This is a genomic window from Desulfomicrobium apsheronum (assembly GCF_900114115.1).
Lineage (GTDB): Bacteria > Desulfobacterota > Desulfovibrionia > Desulfovibrionales > Desulfomicrobiaceae > Desulfomicrobium > Desulfomicrobium apsheronum.
Genome location: NZ_FORX01000001.1, coordinates 138,902 through 153,153, shown reverse-complemented (window position 1 = coordinate 153,153; position 14,252 = coordinate 138,902). Strand labels below are relative to the sequence as shown.

Annotated in this window: 12 protein-coding genes; 4 read left to right on the top strand and 8 right to left on the bottom strand. The window is 59.9% G+C overall.

The genetic code is table 11. From position 1 onward, the window contains the following. Positions 1-7: 7 nt before the first annotated feature. Positions 8-1,954, bottom strand: a complete 1,947-nt coding sequence (metG, locus tag BMZ40_RS00670) for a methionine--tRNA ligase (RefSeq protein WP_092372224.1) — start codon at positions 1,952-1,954, stop codon at positions 8-10. Positions 1,955-1,978: 24 nt separating this feature from the next. Next, a complete protein-coding gene (locus BMZ40_RS00665) occupies positions 1,979-3,250 on the bottom strand; it encodes a PSP1 domain-containing protein (protein WP_092372223.1) in 1,272 nt (423 codons plus the stop codon). Positions 3,251-3,658: 408 nt separating this feature from the next. Between BMZ40_RS00665 and BMZ40_RS00660 the strand changes: the two genes are divergently transcribed. Continuing rightward, the gene (locus BMZ40_RS00660; RefSeq protein WP_092372222.1) at positions 3,659-4,024 is read left to right on the top strand and encodes a hypothetical protein; all 366 of its coding nucleotides are present in this window, start codon (positions 3,659-3,661) and stop codon (positions 4,022-4,024) included. A gap of 140 nt (positions 4,025-4,164) precedes the next feature. Here BMZ40_RS00660 and alaS read toward each other — a convergent pair whose 3' ends face one another. Then, positions 4,165-6,804 carry an alanine--tRNA ligase gene (gene alaS / locus BMZ40_RS00655; protein ID WP_092372221.1) on the bottom strand — a complete coding sequence of 880 codons (2,640 nt, stop codon included), beginning with the start codon at positions 6,802-6,804 and terminating at the stop codon, positions 4,165-4,167. Between the two features lie 183 nt (positions 6,805-6,987). Further along, positions 6,988-8,046, bottom strand: a complete 1,059-nt coding sequence (gene recA, locus BMZ40_RS00650; protein WP_092372472.1) for a recombinase RecA — start codon at positions 8,044-8,046, stop codon at positions 6,988-6,990. Positions 8,047-8,237: 191 nt separating this feature from the next. Between recA and BMZ40_RS00645 the strand changes: the two genes are divergently transcribed. Both BMZ40_RS00645 and wrbA read left to right on the top strand, forming a co-directional pair. After that, a complete protein-coding gene (locus tag BMZ40_RS00645) occupies positions 8,238-9,311 on the top strand; it encodes an adenine nucleotide alpha hydrolase family protein (RefSeq protein WP_092372220.1) in 1,074 nt (357 codons plus the stop codon). A gap of 223 nt (positions 9,312-9,534) precedes the next feature. Continuing rightward, positions 9,535-10,146 (top strand): NAD(P)H:quinone oxidoreductase, encoded by a 612-nt coding sequence (gene wrbA / locus BMZ40_RS00640; RefSeq protein WP_092372219.1) that lies wholly within the window; start codon positions 9,535-9,537, stop codon positions 10,144-10,146. Between the two features lie 148 nt (positions 10,147-10,294). On the opposite strand, the gene BMZ40_RS00635 is transcribed toward wrbA, so the two are convergent. The 4 genes from BMZ40_RS00635 to BMZ40_RS00620 all read right to left on the bottom strand — a co-directional run bounded on the left by BMZ40_RS00635 (position 10,295) and on the right by BMZ40_RS00620 (position 13,208). Continuing rightward, the gene (locus BMZ40_RS00635; RefSeq protein WP_092372218.1) at positions 10,295-10,831 is read right to left on the bottom strand and encodes a DUF3750 domain-containing protein; all 537 of its coding nucleotides are present in this window, start codon (positions 10,829-10,831) and stop codon (positions 10,295-10,297) included. Beyond that, positions 10,828-11,601: a tRNA threonylcarbamoyladenosine dehydratase gene (locus tag BMZ40_RS00630; protein ID WP_092372217.1), complete on the bottom strand. Its 774-nt coding sequence runs from the start codon at positions 11,599-11,601 to the stop codon at positions 10,828-10,830. Before BMZ40_RS00630 ends, BMZ40_RS00635 begins: the two co-directional genes overlap by 4 nt. A gap of 146 nt (positions 11,602-11,747) precedes the next feature. Continuing rightward, positions 11,748-12,566 carry a TatD family hydrolase gene (locus tag BMZ40_RS00625; RefSeq protein WP_177192940.1) on the bottom strand — a complete coding sequence of 273 codons (819 nt, stop codon included), beginning with the start codon at positions 12,564-12,566 and terminating at the stop codon, positions 11,748-11,750. 228 nt (positions 12,567-12,794) lie between these two features. Continuing rightward, positions 12,795-13,208, bottom strand: coding sequence for a cereblon family protein (locus BMZ40_RS00620; RefSeq protein WP_092372215.1), 414 nt, complete (start codon positions 13,206-13,208; stop codon positions 12,795-12,797). A 45-nt stretch (positions 13,209-13,253) separates the two neighbouring features. Here BMZ40_RS00620 and BMZ40_RS00615 point away from each other — a divergent pair, with 45 nt between their 5' ends. Next, a complete protein-coding gene (locus BMZ40_RS00615) occupies positions 13,254-13,712 on the top strand; it encodes an L-2-amino-thiazoline-4-carboxylic acid hydrolase (RefSeq protein WP_092372214.1) in 459 nt (152 codons plus the stop codon). Positions 13,713-14,252 lie beyond the last annotated feature (540 nt).

Below are 14,252 nucleotides of genomic sequence, written 5' to 3'. Positions count from 1 at the left end.
GCCCTGATCAGGACACCTTGCCCCCGTTGGCCACTTCCGAGCTCGGCCCAAGCAAAGCGAGGCCCCCTTCCTTCTTCACCGCCAGCACCATGCCCTGGGAAACCAGGCCACGCAACTTGCGCGGTTTCAGATTGGCAACCACGACCACTTGCCGGCCCACCAGTTCCTCGGGCTTGAAGAATTCGGCAATACCGGCCACGACCTGACGCGGCGTTTCGTCGGCTGTATCGATCTTGAGCACCAGCAGGCGGTCCGCTTCGGGATGCGGATTCGCCTCAAGCACCGTGCCGACACGCAGATCGACCTTGGCAAAATCCTCGAACTCGATACATTCTGGACAGGCCATCGCGATCTTGGGTTCGGGCTTTGGTTCCTTGGCGGGCTTGACTTTCTTGGGCTCGGCGGCCTTCTCCTCCCGCTGTTCCAGGTCCTGGCGGGGGAAAAGATTGGAACGTTCCGCGACGGGGGTCCCCGGGGCAAGACCGAACCAGGAGGAAGTTTCGGACTCGAGGTCCGTACCTTCGACGTTGAACTTCACCCCGAGCTGGGCCAGCATTGTCTCGCTCGTGCTCGGCATGACGGGCCACAGATGCACGGCCACCTTGCGCATGCCTTCGAGGATGACATAGAGCACCGTCCCAAGACGGTTCATGTCCTTGTTCTTGTAGAGGGTCCAGGGAGCCGAAGAGTCAATGTACTTGTTCAGATGGCGGACCAGCTCCCACAGGGATTTGAGCGCCCTTGAAAACTGAAAGTGTTCGAACTGGCTCTGATAGTTGGCCATGGCGTTGTGCCCGATCTCAAGCACCTCCCGGTCAAGATCGAGAAGCTCTCCGCATTCAGGCACCGCCCCGCCAAAATACTTGTGGGTCATGGACAGGCTGCGCGAAAAGAGATTGCCCAGATCGTTGGCCAGGTCGGCGTTGAAACGTCCCACCAGGGCGTCCTCGCTGAAAGAGGAGTCCTGGCCGAAGCTCATCTCCGACAGCAGAAAGTAGCGAAAAGCGCTGAGGCCGTATTTCTGGGCCATGTCCAGGGGAGCGACGACGTTGCCTATGCTCTTGGACATTTTGGTCTCGTTCACGGTCCAGTATCCATGCACGCGCAGCCCCTTGTAGAGCGGAATCCCCGCCGACATGAGCATGGTCGGCCAGAATATGGCGTGCGGCTTCAGGATGTCCTTGGCCACCAGATGATGCGCCCCGGACCAGTATTTGCGAAAATCCTCGCCGTCGGGATAGCCAAGAGCCGAAATGTAGTTGATGAGCGCGTCAAACCACACATAGGTCACAAAATCGGAATCGAAGGGCAGCTCGATGCCCCAGGTCAGCCGCGTTTTCGGCCGGGAAATGCACAGATCGCCCAGGTCCTCCTTGAGCATGGACAGGACCTCGTTACGGTAGCGCTCGGGCTGAATGAAGTCCGGATTGGCCTCGATATGCTCGCGCAGCGGCTCAAGATACTTGCTCATGCGGAAAAAATAGTTCTTTTCCTTGATGAACGTGGGCACGGTCTGATGGTCCGGGCACTTGCCGTCCACCAGTTCCTTGTCCGTGTAGAAACGCTCGCACCCGAAGCAATAGTGCCCGCCGTACTCGTCGAAGTAGATGTCTCCCTTGTCGTACACGGTCTGCAAAACGTGACGCACGCACGCCTTGTGCTTCAGGTCCGTGGTCCGGATGAACTGGTCGTTGGTCACTTCCAGCACGGGCCAGAGGTCCTTGAAGAGCTGGCTGATGGTATCGGAATAGGCCTTGGGATCCTGCCCGGCCGCCTCGGCGGCCTGCACGATCTTGTCGCCATGTTCGTCGGTGCCGGTCAGAAAAAATGTCGCGTCGCCCCTAAGGCGATGGAAACGGCTCACGCTGTCGGCGACAATGGTCGTATATCCGTGCCCCAGATGGGGCCGGGCGTTCACGTAGTATATGGGTGTGGATATGAAAAACGGTTTCAAGCGGTTCTCCTTGTCTGCCGGAATTTATTGCTGCCCGGAGGGCTTTGGTGAATGATCCTTGCGCCCGGGACCTGACCTTCGCCGCTTGTCCCTGGGCCGATATTCCTTGCGTTCGCGCTGCTGATCAGAACCCTCCGGCCGGCTCTCGGGGCGGTCGGCGGCCAGCGTCGGCGCATCGTCGCTTTTGGGACGGGAAGGAGCACGATCGGGTCGATCAGGACGGGCGGGCCGATCGGAACGGGCGGGTCGGTCGGAACGATCTGGACGATCTGAACGTTCGGAACGATCAGTCCGTTCGGAACGCTCCGGGCGATCCGTTTTGGGTCCGGCGGGGCGCTCACCGCCGGAGCGGGGACGCTGTTCCCTGCGAGGGGGTTTGGGCCTGCGCTCCGGGCGCGCAGTCTTGTTTCTGAGCTCCGGATCCATGAGCGCGGCCAACTCGGCCGGGACGTCCTCGGGGGCATCGTCACGGGTGGTCATGCGCGGCTGGTCCGGCAGGATCATGGCCGCCCAGTCGGACAGGGAAAAATCCAGCTCATCCCCGACCTCGTTCAGAACGCTGACGGAATCTCGAAACATGTTGGCCCGCAGGGTTTTCATGGGGCCCTGCGTGGTCATGTAGCGACGGCCCAGCTTGGGGGCGCGGCGCTGAAAATCAGCATAATTTTCTTTCTCGTAGGCCAGGCAGCAGAGCAGGCGCCCGCAAACCCCGGAAATCTTGGCCGGATTCAAAAAAAGGTTCTGATCCTTGGCCATCTTGATGGTCACCGGCTCGAAGCGCCGCAGGTAGCGGCGGCAGCAGCACATCTGCCCGCAATTGCCGAGCGCCCCGATCATCTGCGTTTCATGACGCACGCCGATCTGACGCAGCTCGATGCGGGTGCGGTAATTTCGCACCAGATCCTTGACCAGCTCCCGAAAATCGACCCGGCCCGGAGCCGTGAAGTAGAAGATCATCTTGCTTTTGTCGAAGTAGATCTCAACGTCCACAAGTTTCATGTCCAGATTCATCCGCGCCATGGATTTCTGGCAGTACTTGCGGGCGTCTTTGGCCAGCTCGTCGTTTTCGCGGCCAATCTCCACATCTTCGGCCGTGGCCGGACGATAGATCGGTTTGATCGACTCCAGGTCCAAGCCTTCGGGCAGACTGTCGCGCAAGGCCACTATCTCCCCGAATCCGATCCCTTCCTCGGTCTTGACCAGGACCATGTCATGCAGCGAGAGCACGAACGGCGTGGCCAAAAAATAATATATCTGTCCCTGGCGTCTGAATGAAACACCAACGTATTGAGCCATAACATATCCTAAAATTTGCCTGTCGACGGCAACGGAAAAACGGTAACGGATTCACGGTGCGCAAAAGCGCAAACAACCGGTTCCGAGCGAATACCCGGAACCGGTTGTGTATCGGGAGAATACGAAAGTGACAAGCTGGAGAAGTCCCGGCCTTCGCGCGATTTCCGGGGCCCGTGGCACCCACGCCCCATGGCAAAGGGCTTATGTGCCTTTGCCCGAAGGCGCTTTGATGACGCCCCCAAAGACGGCGAAACCTGCCCCAGGTAGCGTACGCTCCCGCACTCCGCATGCTTCAGGCCGCGCAGCTTGTCATGCAAGTTGCCGGGAAGGCGGCATTTTTCTCGTGCTTGTCAAAATCCCCCGGCAATCGTAAGCAGTACTAAAATCCCGTGCAGGAAGGACTTCCCCATGACCGTCGATCCCCTAAGTTCATATTCCAGTCAGAGCCTTGGCTCCGACGTGAAGTGGAATGGCGGGCAGTCGCGGGAAATGCTCATGGCCAAGGTGTCCACGCGCACCGTCGCCGTGCAGCTCGGCAAGCTCGGCGTAAGCCTGAGCACCCAGAACATCTCCCTGGACGAACCCGCGCCAAAAATCCTCAAGGATTTCGCGCAGGAGCTGGAGCTTCAGTACCTGACCCAGCACGTTTCCCCGTACAGGCCCGCCGGAGACTATTCCCAAAACGCGAACCTGCAGCGCATCCGCGCAGGCGCCTACAGCCAGCAGGCCTTTCAGACCCGCACCGTCAATCCCATGATCAGCGTGACGGTGTAGTCCTTCGGGCCGAACCAGAAAACGCATTGTAAACCCTGCCAAATCCCGCCACGCGGGGCGCTTCGATGCGTCCGCGAGGAAAATTCGCGCCCTGGTCTTGCCTAAAAAAAAGAGCCGCCATGTTCGGCGGCTCCTTGCTTCTATTTGGCGAGGAAGGCTTCCAGCTTCGCCAGCGCCCGGTCTATGCCCTCTGGCTCCGAGCCTCCGGCCTGAGCCAGATCTGGCCGGCCGCCGCCGCCGCCCTTGATCTCTCCCGAGACCTCCTTGATGAGCGCCGGGGCCGTGTAGCGCCCGTGCAAATCCTTGCTGACCGCGAGCACGAGCATGGCCTTGCCGTCGATCTCGGCGGCCAGGGCGATGATGCCGCTTGAGAGCTTGGAGCGCAGGTCGTCCATGAGATTCCTGAGCGCATTCATGTCCGGAGCGTCGATCTTTCTGGCCAGCACCTTCATTCCGGCGATGTCCTTGGCCTCCGATGCCAGATCCTTGCCGCTCTCGGACATGACCCTGGCCTGCAAGGCTTGCAGCTCGCGGGCCAGCGCCTTGGACTGATCCTGCAGGACGATGATCTTCTTGCCCAGCTCATGAGGCGCGGCCTTGAGCGCGGCTGCCGCCGAGCGCACTTCCTCGCGCTGCGCCTGCCAGTGACGCAGGGCGTCCCAACCGGTCAGGGCTTCGATGCGGCGCACACCGGCGGCGATGCCCGCCTCGGAAAGAATGACGAATGTTCCGGCCTGACCAGTGGAGGACAGATGGGTTCCGCCGCAGAGTTCCACGGATTCGCCCGCCATCTCGACCACACGCACGTCGGCCTCGTATTTTTCCCCGAAAAGGGCCATGGCCTGCTTCTGTTGCACGGCAGCATCATAGGACATGACCTGGGTGACAATGGGCGCGTCGGCCAGGATGGCCCGATTGACCTCGTCCTCGACCTTTTGCAGTTCCTCCGCCGAAAGGCCGCTTATGTGCGTGAAGTCGAAACGCAACCGTGACGGCCCGACCAGGGACCCGGCCTGCTTGACATGCTCGCCCAGCACCCGGCGCAGGGCCGCGTGCAGCAGGTGGGTGGAGGAGTGGTTGCGTGCCGTGGCGATGCGCTCGCCCTCCTCGACAAAAAGTTCCACTTCCTGATCGGCCAGGATCTCTCCGCCGCCGACTTCGATCTTGTGCACGAGAAGTCCGGCAGCGGGCTTCAGGGTGTCCAGGACTCTGGCGCTGCCCGTGGGCGCCTGCACACGGCCAGTGTCTCCCATCTGTCCGCCCGATTCGCCGTAGAAGGGGGTCTTCAAGGTGACCATGAAGCCCGTGCCGGAATTCAGACGCTCGACCGGCTGCCCCTCGGCGTCAAGCAGTGCGACAATGCGGCTGGTCGCGGTCAGGCAATCGTAGCCGATAAACTCCGACTCCAGCCCAGCTCCAGTGAGGGCCGCGAACTGACCGGCCAGACCCTTGTCGCCGGAACCCGCCCAGGCCTGCTTGGACTTCTTCTTCTGCACGGCCATGTGCTCGCGAAAACCGGCTTCATCCACGCTGAAGCCCTGTTTTTCGGCGATGTCGTTGACGATATCGAGCGGAAAACCGTACGTGTCATAAAGCTTGAAAGCCGTCTCCCCGCTGATGGTCGAAAGGCCCTTCGCCTTCAGGTCGGCCATCTCGTCCTCCAAAATGCGCAGGCCCTTGTCCAGGGTTTCGCCAAAACGCTCTTCTTCCTGACGGACGACGCGAACCATGAACTCCCTGCTGGCGACGAGCTCCGGAAAAGTGCCGCCCATCTCGCTCACGACCTGGTCAGCGGTGTCGCACAGAAAGGGTTCGTCAAAGCCGAGCAGCTTGCCGAAGCGATAGGCGCGGCGGATCAGACGGCGCAGCACATAGCCGCGACCTTCATTGGAAGGCAGCATGCCGTCGGCCAGAAGAAAGGCGATGGAACGGCTGTGGTCGGCGATGACGCGCAGCGCCGTGTCCGAGTCCTCGCCCTGATGGTAGGCCACGCCTGCCTTTTTGGCCATGGTCTGGATGAGGCCCTGGAAAAGGTCGGTGTCGAAATTGGAGCGCTTGCCCTGACAAACGGCCGTGATGCGCTCAAGACCCATGCCCGTGTCGATGCTGGGCTTGGGCAGGGGGGTCAGGATTCCGTCCTCGGAACGATTGAACTGCATGAAGACCAAGTTCCAGATTTCAAGGTACCTGTCGCAGTCGCACTTGCCGATGCCGCAGTCCGGGCCGCAGGCCATGTCCGCGCCCTGGTCCACATAGATTTCGGAACACGGGCCGCAAGGGCCGGTGTCGCCCATGGCCCAAAAATTGTCCTTCTCGCCCAGGCGGAAGATGCGCTCGGTGGGCACACCGGCCACCTTGCGCCACAGTTCTCCCGCTTCGTCGTCATCACGGAAGATGGACACAAAGAGCTTTTCCTTATCGAGCCCCAGCTCCACGGTCACGAAATTCCAGGCCAGACGGATGGCGTCTTCCTTGAAATAATCGCCAAAGGAAAAATTGCCGAGCATCTCGAAAAAGGTGTGGTGGCGCGCAGTGCGTCCCACGTTTTCAAGATCGTTGTGCTTGCCGCCGACACGCAGACATTTCTGGGATGTAGCCGCCCTTGTGTAATCGCGTTTTTCCTGGCCCAGGAAGATTTTCTTGAATTGGACCATACCCGCGTTGGTGAACAGAAGGGTCGGGTCGTCCTGGGGCACCAAGGATGAGCTGGGCTGCACGCTGTGTCCATGCTCCCGGAAATATTCCAAAAACCGTTTGCGAATTTCGCCGGCACTGATCACTTTATCCACCTCGTTTCACCCTGCCTGTTCCTTGCAGGGCCTAGATATTTATAAAAAAGGCACAGACTTAAGCCTTGACGGAAATGACGCATCCCTGACGCGGCAGTTTGTCGTCATCCCCGCAAAGGCGGAAATCCATGCTTTTCACTTTACGTTCAACGAAAAAAATTCAGCCAAAAAAAGCTATTCGACGGGCGCGAGCTCAACCGGCGCTTCCTGCTCCGGAACGGGCATGCCCAGGTGTTCGAGCAGGGCGCGTTCGATCTGCGTGCGCAAATCGTCGTTATCCTGCAAAAAGGCGCGCACGTTCTCCTTGCCCTGGCCCAGCCGCTCCGAACCGAAGGCGTACCAGGCGCCGCTCTTGTCGACGATGCCCTGCTCAACGCCAAGGTCGAGCAGTTCCCCAACGCGCGAAATGCCGGTGCCGAAAAGCACGTCGTACTCGGCTTCGCGGAAGGGCGGAGCCATCTTGTTCTTGACGACCTTGACCCGCACCCGGTTGCCGTAGGACTCTTCCTTGTCCTTGAGGGTCTGGATGCGGCGCAGGTCCAGACGCACGGAGGCGTAGAACTTCAGCGCATTGCCGCCGGTGGTCGTCTCGGGGCTGCCGTAACCGGTCATGCCGATCTTCATGCGCAACTGGTTGATGAAGATGATGGATGTGCGCGACTTGTGGATCGTGCCGGTCAGCTTACGCATGGCATGAGACATGAGCCGGGCCTGTCCGCCGACCTGGGTCTCGCCCATGCTTCCTTCCAGTTCGGCCTGGGGGATGAGGGCGGCCACGGAGTCGACCACGACCACGTCCACGGCGCTGGAACGGACCAGCATGTCCGCGATCTCCAGGGCCTGCTCGCCGTAGTCGGGCTGCGAGATGAGCAGATCTTCGGTCTTGACCCCGAGCCTGCGGGCATAGTTGATATCCAGGGCGTGCTCGGCGTCGATGAAGGCCGCCACGCCGCCGCGCTTCTGGGCTTCGGCGATGATGTGCAGGGCCTGGGTGGTTTTACCGGAGGATTCAGGCCCGAAAATTTCAGTGACCCGGCCGCGCGGAATGCCGCCCACGCCCAGCGCCAGATCAAGACCGATGGAACCCGTGGGAATGACCGGGACCACCTGATGGGATGTATCGGAAAGACGCATGACCGAGCCCAGGCCGTAGCGGCGCTCGATTGTTGCCAGCGCGGTTTCCAGCGCTTCGCGGCGGGCATCTTCGGGAGAAACGTTTTTTGGTCGGGCCATGAGCAGCTCCATGAAAGTTGGGGTTTCCGAAAAACGGACAAGCAGTGATTCGTAGCAAATATGGTTTTGGAAGACAATTCTTCAGGTCGCCGGGAAATTCGTACAATTCCCGCGCAGTGCGTGAAAATGGGGGGCTCGTATGTATTTTTCATCCTTGCGCCTCTCCCGGGCTTTGGCTAGCAGCACGGGTCATGAACACCTTTGACGCGCTTTCCCTTTTCTCCGGCGGCCTGGACAGCATCCTGGCCAGCAAGCTGATGCAAAGCCTCGGACACAAGGTCCTGGGGCTGCATTTCGTCAGTCCTTTTTTCGGCAAGCCGGAGCAGGTGCCCGAATGGGAACGGGAATACGGCATCCCCATCACGACCATCGACGTGGGTCAGGAATTCGTGGACCTCATGGCCGCCTTCCCTCCCCACGGCTTCGGCAAGGTCCTGAACCCCTGTGTGGATTGCAAGATCCTCATGCTGCGCCGGGCCAAAAAGCTGCTGCCGGTCTATGGAGCATCATACATAATTTCCGGCGAGGTTCTCGGGCAGCGTCCCATGTCGCAACGCGCAGACACCCTGAACATCATCCGCAACGACGCCGATGTCCGCGAAGTGCTGCTGCGCCCTCTAAGCGCGGGACTGCTTCCCGTCACGCCCATGGAGGAATCAGGGCTGATCGATCGCGCCAAGCTGCGCTCCCTGGTCGGCCGCGGACGCAAAGGACAATACGCCCTGGCCAAGGAGCTGGGCGTGACCAAAATTCCGACCCAGGCTGGCGGATGCCGCCTCGGAGAACGGGAATCGGCCCGGCGCTACTGGCCCATCATGCGAACATTCCCCAAACCCCTTGCCCCATATTTCGATCTGGCCAACGTCGGCCGACAGCTCTGGCGCAGGGAGGCCGACACGGTCACCGGCCACTGGATGGTCATGGGCCGGGATCACAGGGACAACCAGAAACTCCTGAAACTGGTCAGCCCCGAACAGTACGTCCTCGAACTCAAAAGCTTCCCCGGGCCCAGCGCCGTCGGCGTCCCGATTCCCGGGCTGAACTGGACCGATGAGATCCTGGCCGAAGCGGCGGCCTGCCTGGCATCCTTTTCCCCAAAGGCCAGAATGCACGAGGATGCCGTGGAAGTTTCCATCGAGCGCCATGGCGAGGAACGCATCATTTCAGTCCGTCCCGACAGGCCCCACGGCTTCGAGGACAATCTGACCTGGCCCCAGACCCGGGCGCAGCAGAAGATTTGGGAGCGAACACTGGACGAAATCTGACCGTTTCGACATTTTCCGCCTCGAATCACCCATTCTTTGCCTCCAGCCCTCCTTTTTCGTATCCTTACGCCGTAAAATCCCGTATCAAAGCACGAAAAGAACAGGGTTTTCGTATCATTTCGGCCGGTGCCCTTGACTCGTATCAATAAACTCGTCAATAGTAATGCCTACCAAAACCATCAACATTGTGACTAATCCTGATCACAACTTATGGAGAGTAATCATGAAAATGCTGATAATTTATTATTCGGCCTACGGGCATATCCGTACCATGGCAGAAGCAGCCGCTGCTGCGGCCCGTGAAATTCCGGGAGTAGAAGTGACCCTGCGCCGCGTGAGTGAAACGTTGAGCGATGACATCCTGGGCAAGATGGGCGCGCTGGAAGCGGCCAAGGCGCAGGCCGATGTGCCGGTAGTCACGGTCGAGGAATTGGCGGAAGCCGATGCCGTGCTGTTTGGCACTCCGACACGCTTTGGCAACATGACCGCCCAGATGAGGCAATTTCTGGACTCGACCGGTGGGCTGTGGATGAAGGGTGCCCTGGTCGGCAAGCCCGGCGGGGTATTCGCGTCCAGCGCGACCCAGCACGGCGGGCAGGAATCGACGATTCTGTCCTTTCACACCTATCTGCTGCATCAGGGCATGGTGGTGGTCGGTCTGCCCTATGCATTCCAGGGCCAGATGCGCATTGACGAGATCACCGGCGGTTCGCCCTACGGAGCCAGCACCATCGCCGGTGGCGACGGCTCCAGGCAGCCTTCGGAGAACGAGCTTGAGGGAGTACGCTTCCAGGCCAGATACCTGGCCGAAATCGGTTTGAAGCTCAAGGGCTGAAAGCCGCTGCAGGTACGAACCGACCCCGCGCATCTTCTGATCGCGGGGTCTTTTTTTTGCATGATTCTAATTTGTTAAAGAATCTTCAACCCAAAGATGGTCAATTTGGGGACCTAGCTTTGACACGGCCAGTCGCCCCAGCCAATGATCACCTGGAAGCAGCGTACCCGCTGCCTATGGCGGAAAAAGGCAGGTTCAGGCCCAGTTCCGGGACTTGTCTGCCGATCCAGGCCACGAAGGTGTTGCTGTTGGGGCCGGGGAAGGCCTTGTATTCCGTTGGCCACGGGTAATTTCTGGCGGCGCGGTCCACGGCGTCGATCATCTCGTCCACGCCCGGCCCCCTGTGTTCCACGAGCAAACGGGGCGGGGCACCGTACCAGTGGCGGTCGGGCGCGTCCTTGGCAATGCCCACGACCGGGTTGCCCCTGTACGCCCTCCAGCCGACCACATCGTACACCGTGTAGGAATCTTCCCCTGTGCGTTTGGCCGCGACCCAGGTATGGATGGCGAACCAGCCCCGCCAGCCCCAGGCGTCGGCTCCGTAAACATGCAGCACGGCCTCGGGAGTCTGGGCCGGATCGGGGGCGATCCCGGCAGGTTCGCGACTGGCCGTGCGCCAATCCTGGTTAGGGGAACAGGAAAAGAGCAACACCATCATGCACAGCAGAGCCAGACGAGTCCTCATTCTTCCCCCTTAGTGTTTTCAGCGTCCTTACCGGGTTCGAATCCGCCGAGCAGGACGCGCACGACCTCGCTGGCCACGTAGAGCCCGAACATGCCCGTCAGGTACGAAATGGACCCGATTGGCGCGCGCGGACGGCCGCTGACGCCTTGTTCAAGCCCCTCGTCGATGACCGGAGCGTTCTTGTTCAGCGCAGCCTCGGTGGAGAAGACGCAGCGCACGTCCGTGGTCACGCCCCGGCGGCGCAGACGCTTGCGGATGATCTGGGCCAGGGGGCACATGAAGGACTTTGAAATATCCGCAGCCAGGATCTTGGAGGGATCCAGCTTGGCCGCCGCGCCCATGCTGACCACGACAGGCAGGCCTGCCTCGCGTGCTGCCACGATGAGGTTGACCTTGGAGTTAACGCCGTCGATGGCGTCCACCACCATATCGAAGCGCGGCTCCATGAGCCCGGCCACGTTGTCTCCGTCCACGAACTGCACCCGGGCCTCGACACGACAGTCCGGGTTGATGTCCAGCACCCGTTCCCGAGCCACATCCGCCTTGTGTCTGCCCACGGTCGAGTGCAGGGCGAAAAGTTGCCGATTGATGTTGGAGAGCCCTACGGTATCGTGGTCAAAAAGAACCAGGCTCCCCACTCCGGCCCGAGCCAGAGCCTCCACCACATAGGACCCCACGGCCCCCAACCCGAACACGGCCACCGTCCCCCCCTGCAGGCGGGCCAGGCCATCCTCGCCAATGAGCTGCATGGTCCGGGCGAATTGCATCATTGGTCATCCTCCATAACGGATTGCATCGTCTCTCTTCGTGTTCAAAAATATCAGATTAAGATGGATCGCTGCCCTGCGCGGCGCCCGGATATTGGGCGGCATGGGGGCGAAGAAGGGCAGGCACGCAGGCCTGCCCCTACATTTCATTACGTCAACGCGCCGCCACTCTCACAGCACCCAAAAAACGCCCTCGCATTGGCAGCCGTCTGCGCCGCCACCCCCTCCGGCCTCTCTCCCCGCAACTCCGCCAGCACCTCCACCACCATGGGCAGGTAAGCAGGTTCGTTGCGTTCAAAATCCACTCCGACCGGAGCGATGGCTGGACTGTCGGACTCCACCAGCAACCGCTCGGGTGAAACTTTTGTACACGCCGTGCGCGCCTTGCGATTGGCCGTCCTCGTTATGGAAGCACAAATGGAGATGTGAAAGCCCAGTTTCTCAAAAACCGGAACCATCTCATGCGACCCGGCATAGGCGTGCAGCATCATGAAGGGCGGCCGTCTTTGCATCCCTCCGACCAGATCCGCCAACCGGCCAAAAGCCTTGCGGCAATGCACCGTCACGGGCCGTCCGTACCGCGCCGCCAGTTCCATCTGGGCCAGAAACACTTCCTCCTGCTCGGCGTCGTTGCGTTCCTCCAGGGCGTTATCCAGCCCTATTTCGCCGACGCCGACAGGGTTGCCCGCCACCAGTTCTTCAAGCCGTGCAAGCCAGCCCGGTCCACGCTCGGCCACGTACCAGGGGTGCAGGCCCAAAGACACACAGATATCGGCATGGCTGCGGCCAAGCCCCAGCACATAATCCCAATCCCCCTCGTGGGTCCCGTTGCAGCACATCATGCGCACCCCGGCTGCTCGGGCCCGGATCAGGGCCGGTTCCAGGGCATGACGCAAAAAGCCGTCCTGCAGGTGGCAGTGGGCATCGACCAGCCCGGGCGCATCTGAAACATGAAATGAATTTGCCATGCTCATGCCGTGATTTGAATCACACGAGTTGACGCCGCCCCCAGGCGTGCGCATGAAAGGAGTTCGGAGCACAACCTCAAGGAGGATGACATGGAAAGCATATTGTACCTACTGCTCTTGGTGGGCATATGGGTGGTCTTGATCAAGGTCGTATTCCCCAAAATCGGCATTCACGGCTGAGGACCGGCATCAAAGAGCTGCAGTTGGCAGCCCAAGGACAAAGACAAGTCATGAACCTGACTCGCGCAGTTCGGCCATGATCAGGCCCGTAAACCCGTCCCCCGCCCCGCGATATTCCCAGCCGAGGTGGACGGCGCACCGGCGGCACATGGCATAACGCCACGCATAACCCGCGAACCAGCTGAACTCATGCGTGAAATCACCTTCAAAGCGGCATCCCGGCGCAGCGGCGAAGCAGCCGACTTCAAAGAGGATGCCGGCAGGATTGAACAGGGCATGCACATGCTTGCCGCCCACTGAAATCCGGTCCCGAATCCGGGTCACGGGCTGGCCGCAGGTGCGGCAAAGCAGAGCCCCGCGACCGGACTCGTCCAGCTCGGGGCTGTCAAAATCCGCCAAAACCGGGGATTGGGCGGGGAAATCGCTTTCCCGAAAACGTGCGGGAACATCCATTGCGAGCATGCCCCGCCCAGTACCTCAAGACTCTACTGAAAGCAAAGAGGCCCCATGAGCATGATCGCCGCCCGCACGGCCCAGGCCGTGCTTGCCGCCCGAATCTTCACTTCCCTGAAAGCAAATCTTGATCCATCGCTGGCCGGAAAAATTCTGACCGAAGCCATCCAGGCCGATGCCATGGCCGCCGGACAGGCATTTGCCGGTCAGGCTCCCGACGGGCCAAATCTGAAACACTTCGCAACCGTTCTTGAACGATGGCGGGAAGACAACGCTCTTGTCATCGAAGATGTGGAACTCAGCGACGACACTCTGAATTTTGTCGTCACGAACTGCGCCTACGCCCGCGTCTATGCGGAAATAAGCCTTGAGCCGGAACTGGGTTTCATGCTGTCCTGCGCCCGGGACGAACCCTTCGCCCATGGCTATAGCCCCTGCCTGGACATGCAGCGCTCCGAAACCATAATGCAAGGTCGGCCCTGCTGCAGATTCACCTTCACGTGGCGAAAATGATGAGAATGTTCGCAAAATGTTCTCATTATTTTAGATAGATACCAAGAATACGAACAAACCGACACACCCTCCCGCGCATCCGTTCCCTCAAAGCGGACCGTTGTCCTCCAACTGCCCCTCCCTCCGGACTGTGCATATTTAACCTCATTATTTCAAGCTATTAAACATATTACAAACATTGCAAACAACAAGCCCAACGAGAAACCTCACCCGGATCCACATTGTGCAGCAAGCTGTTCCCTCGCTGTTTATAACTCTGAAATCTCTGGGAACACAGGTAGTTGGCTCCTCTTATGAACACCTACGCAGATCCGGCGGACGAAAAAACCGAGCATTGACCTTAACTTCTTTTCTAATTTCAGAATGTTAGCTTAATTAGAAACATACCTACAAGCTGCTTTAGACTAGCCTTTTTCCTGTCATCAGGCCTGTTCGTATCGTGTTCAAAAACTGTTGCTCATTGCGAGGCGATGTTCAGAACTTGTTCTTTCACACTCATACGCATTTATGAACAGCCACCGTCACATGCCGGAAAAAGGA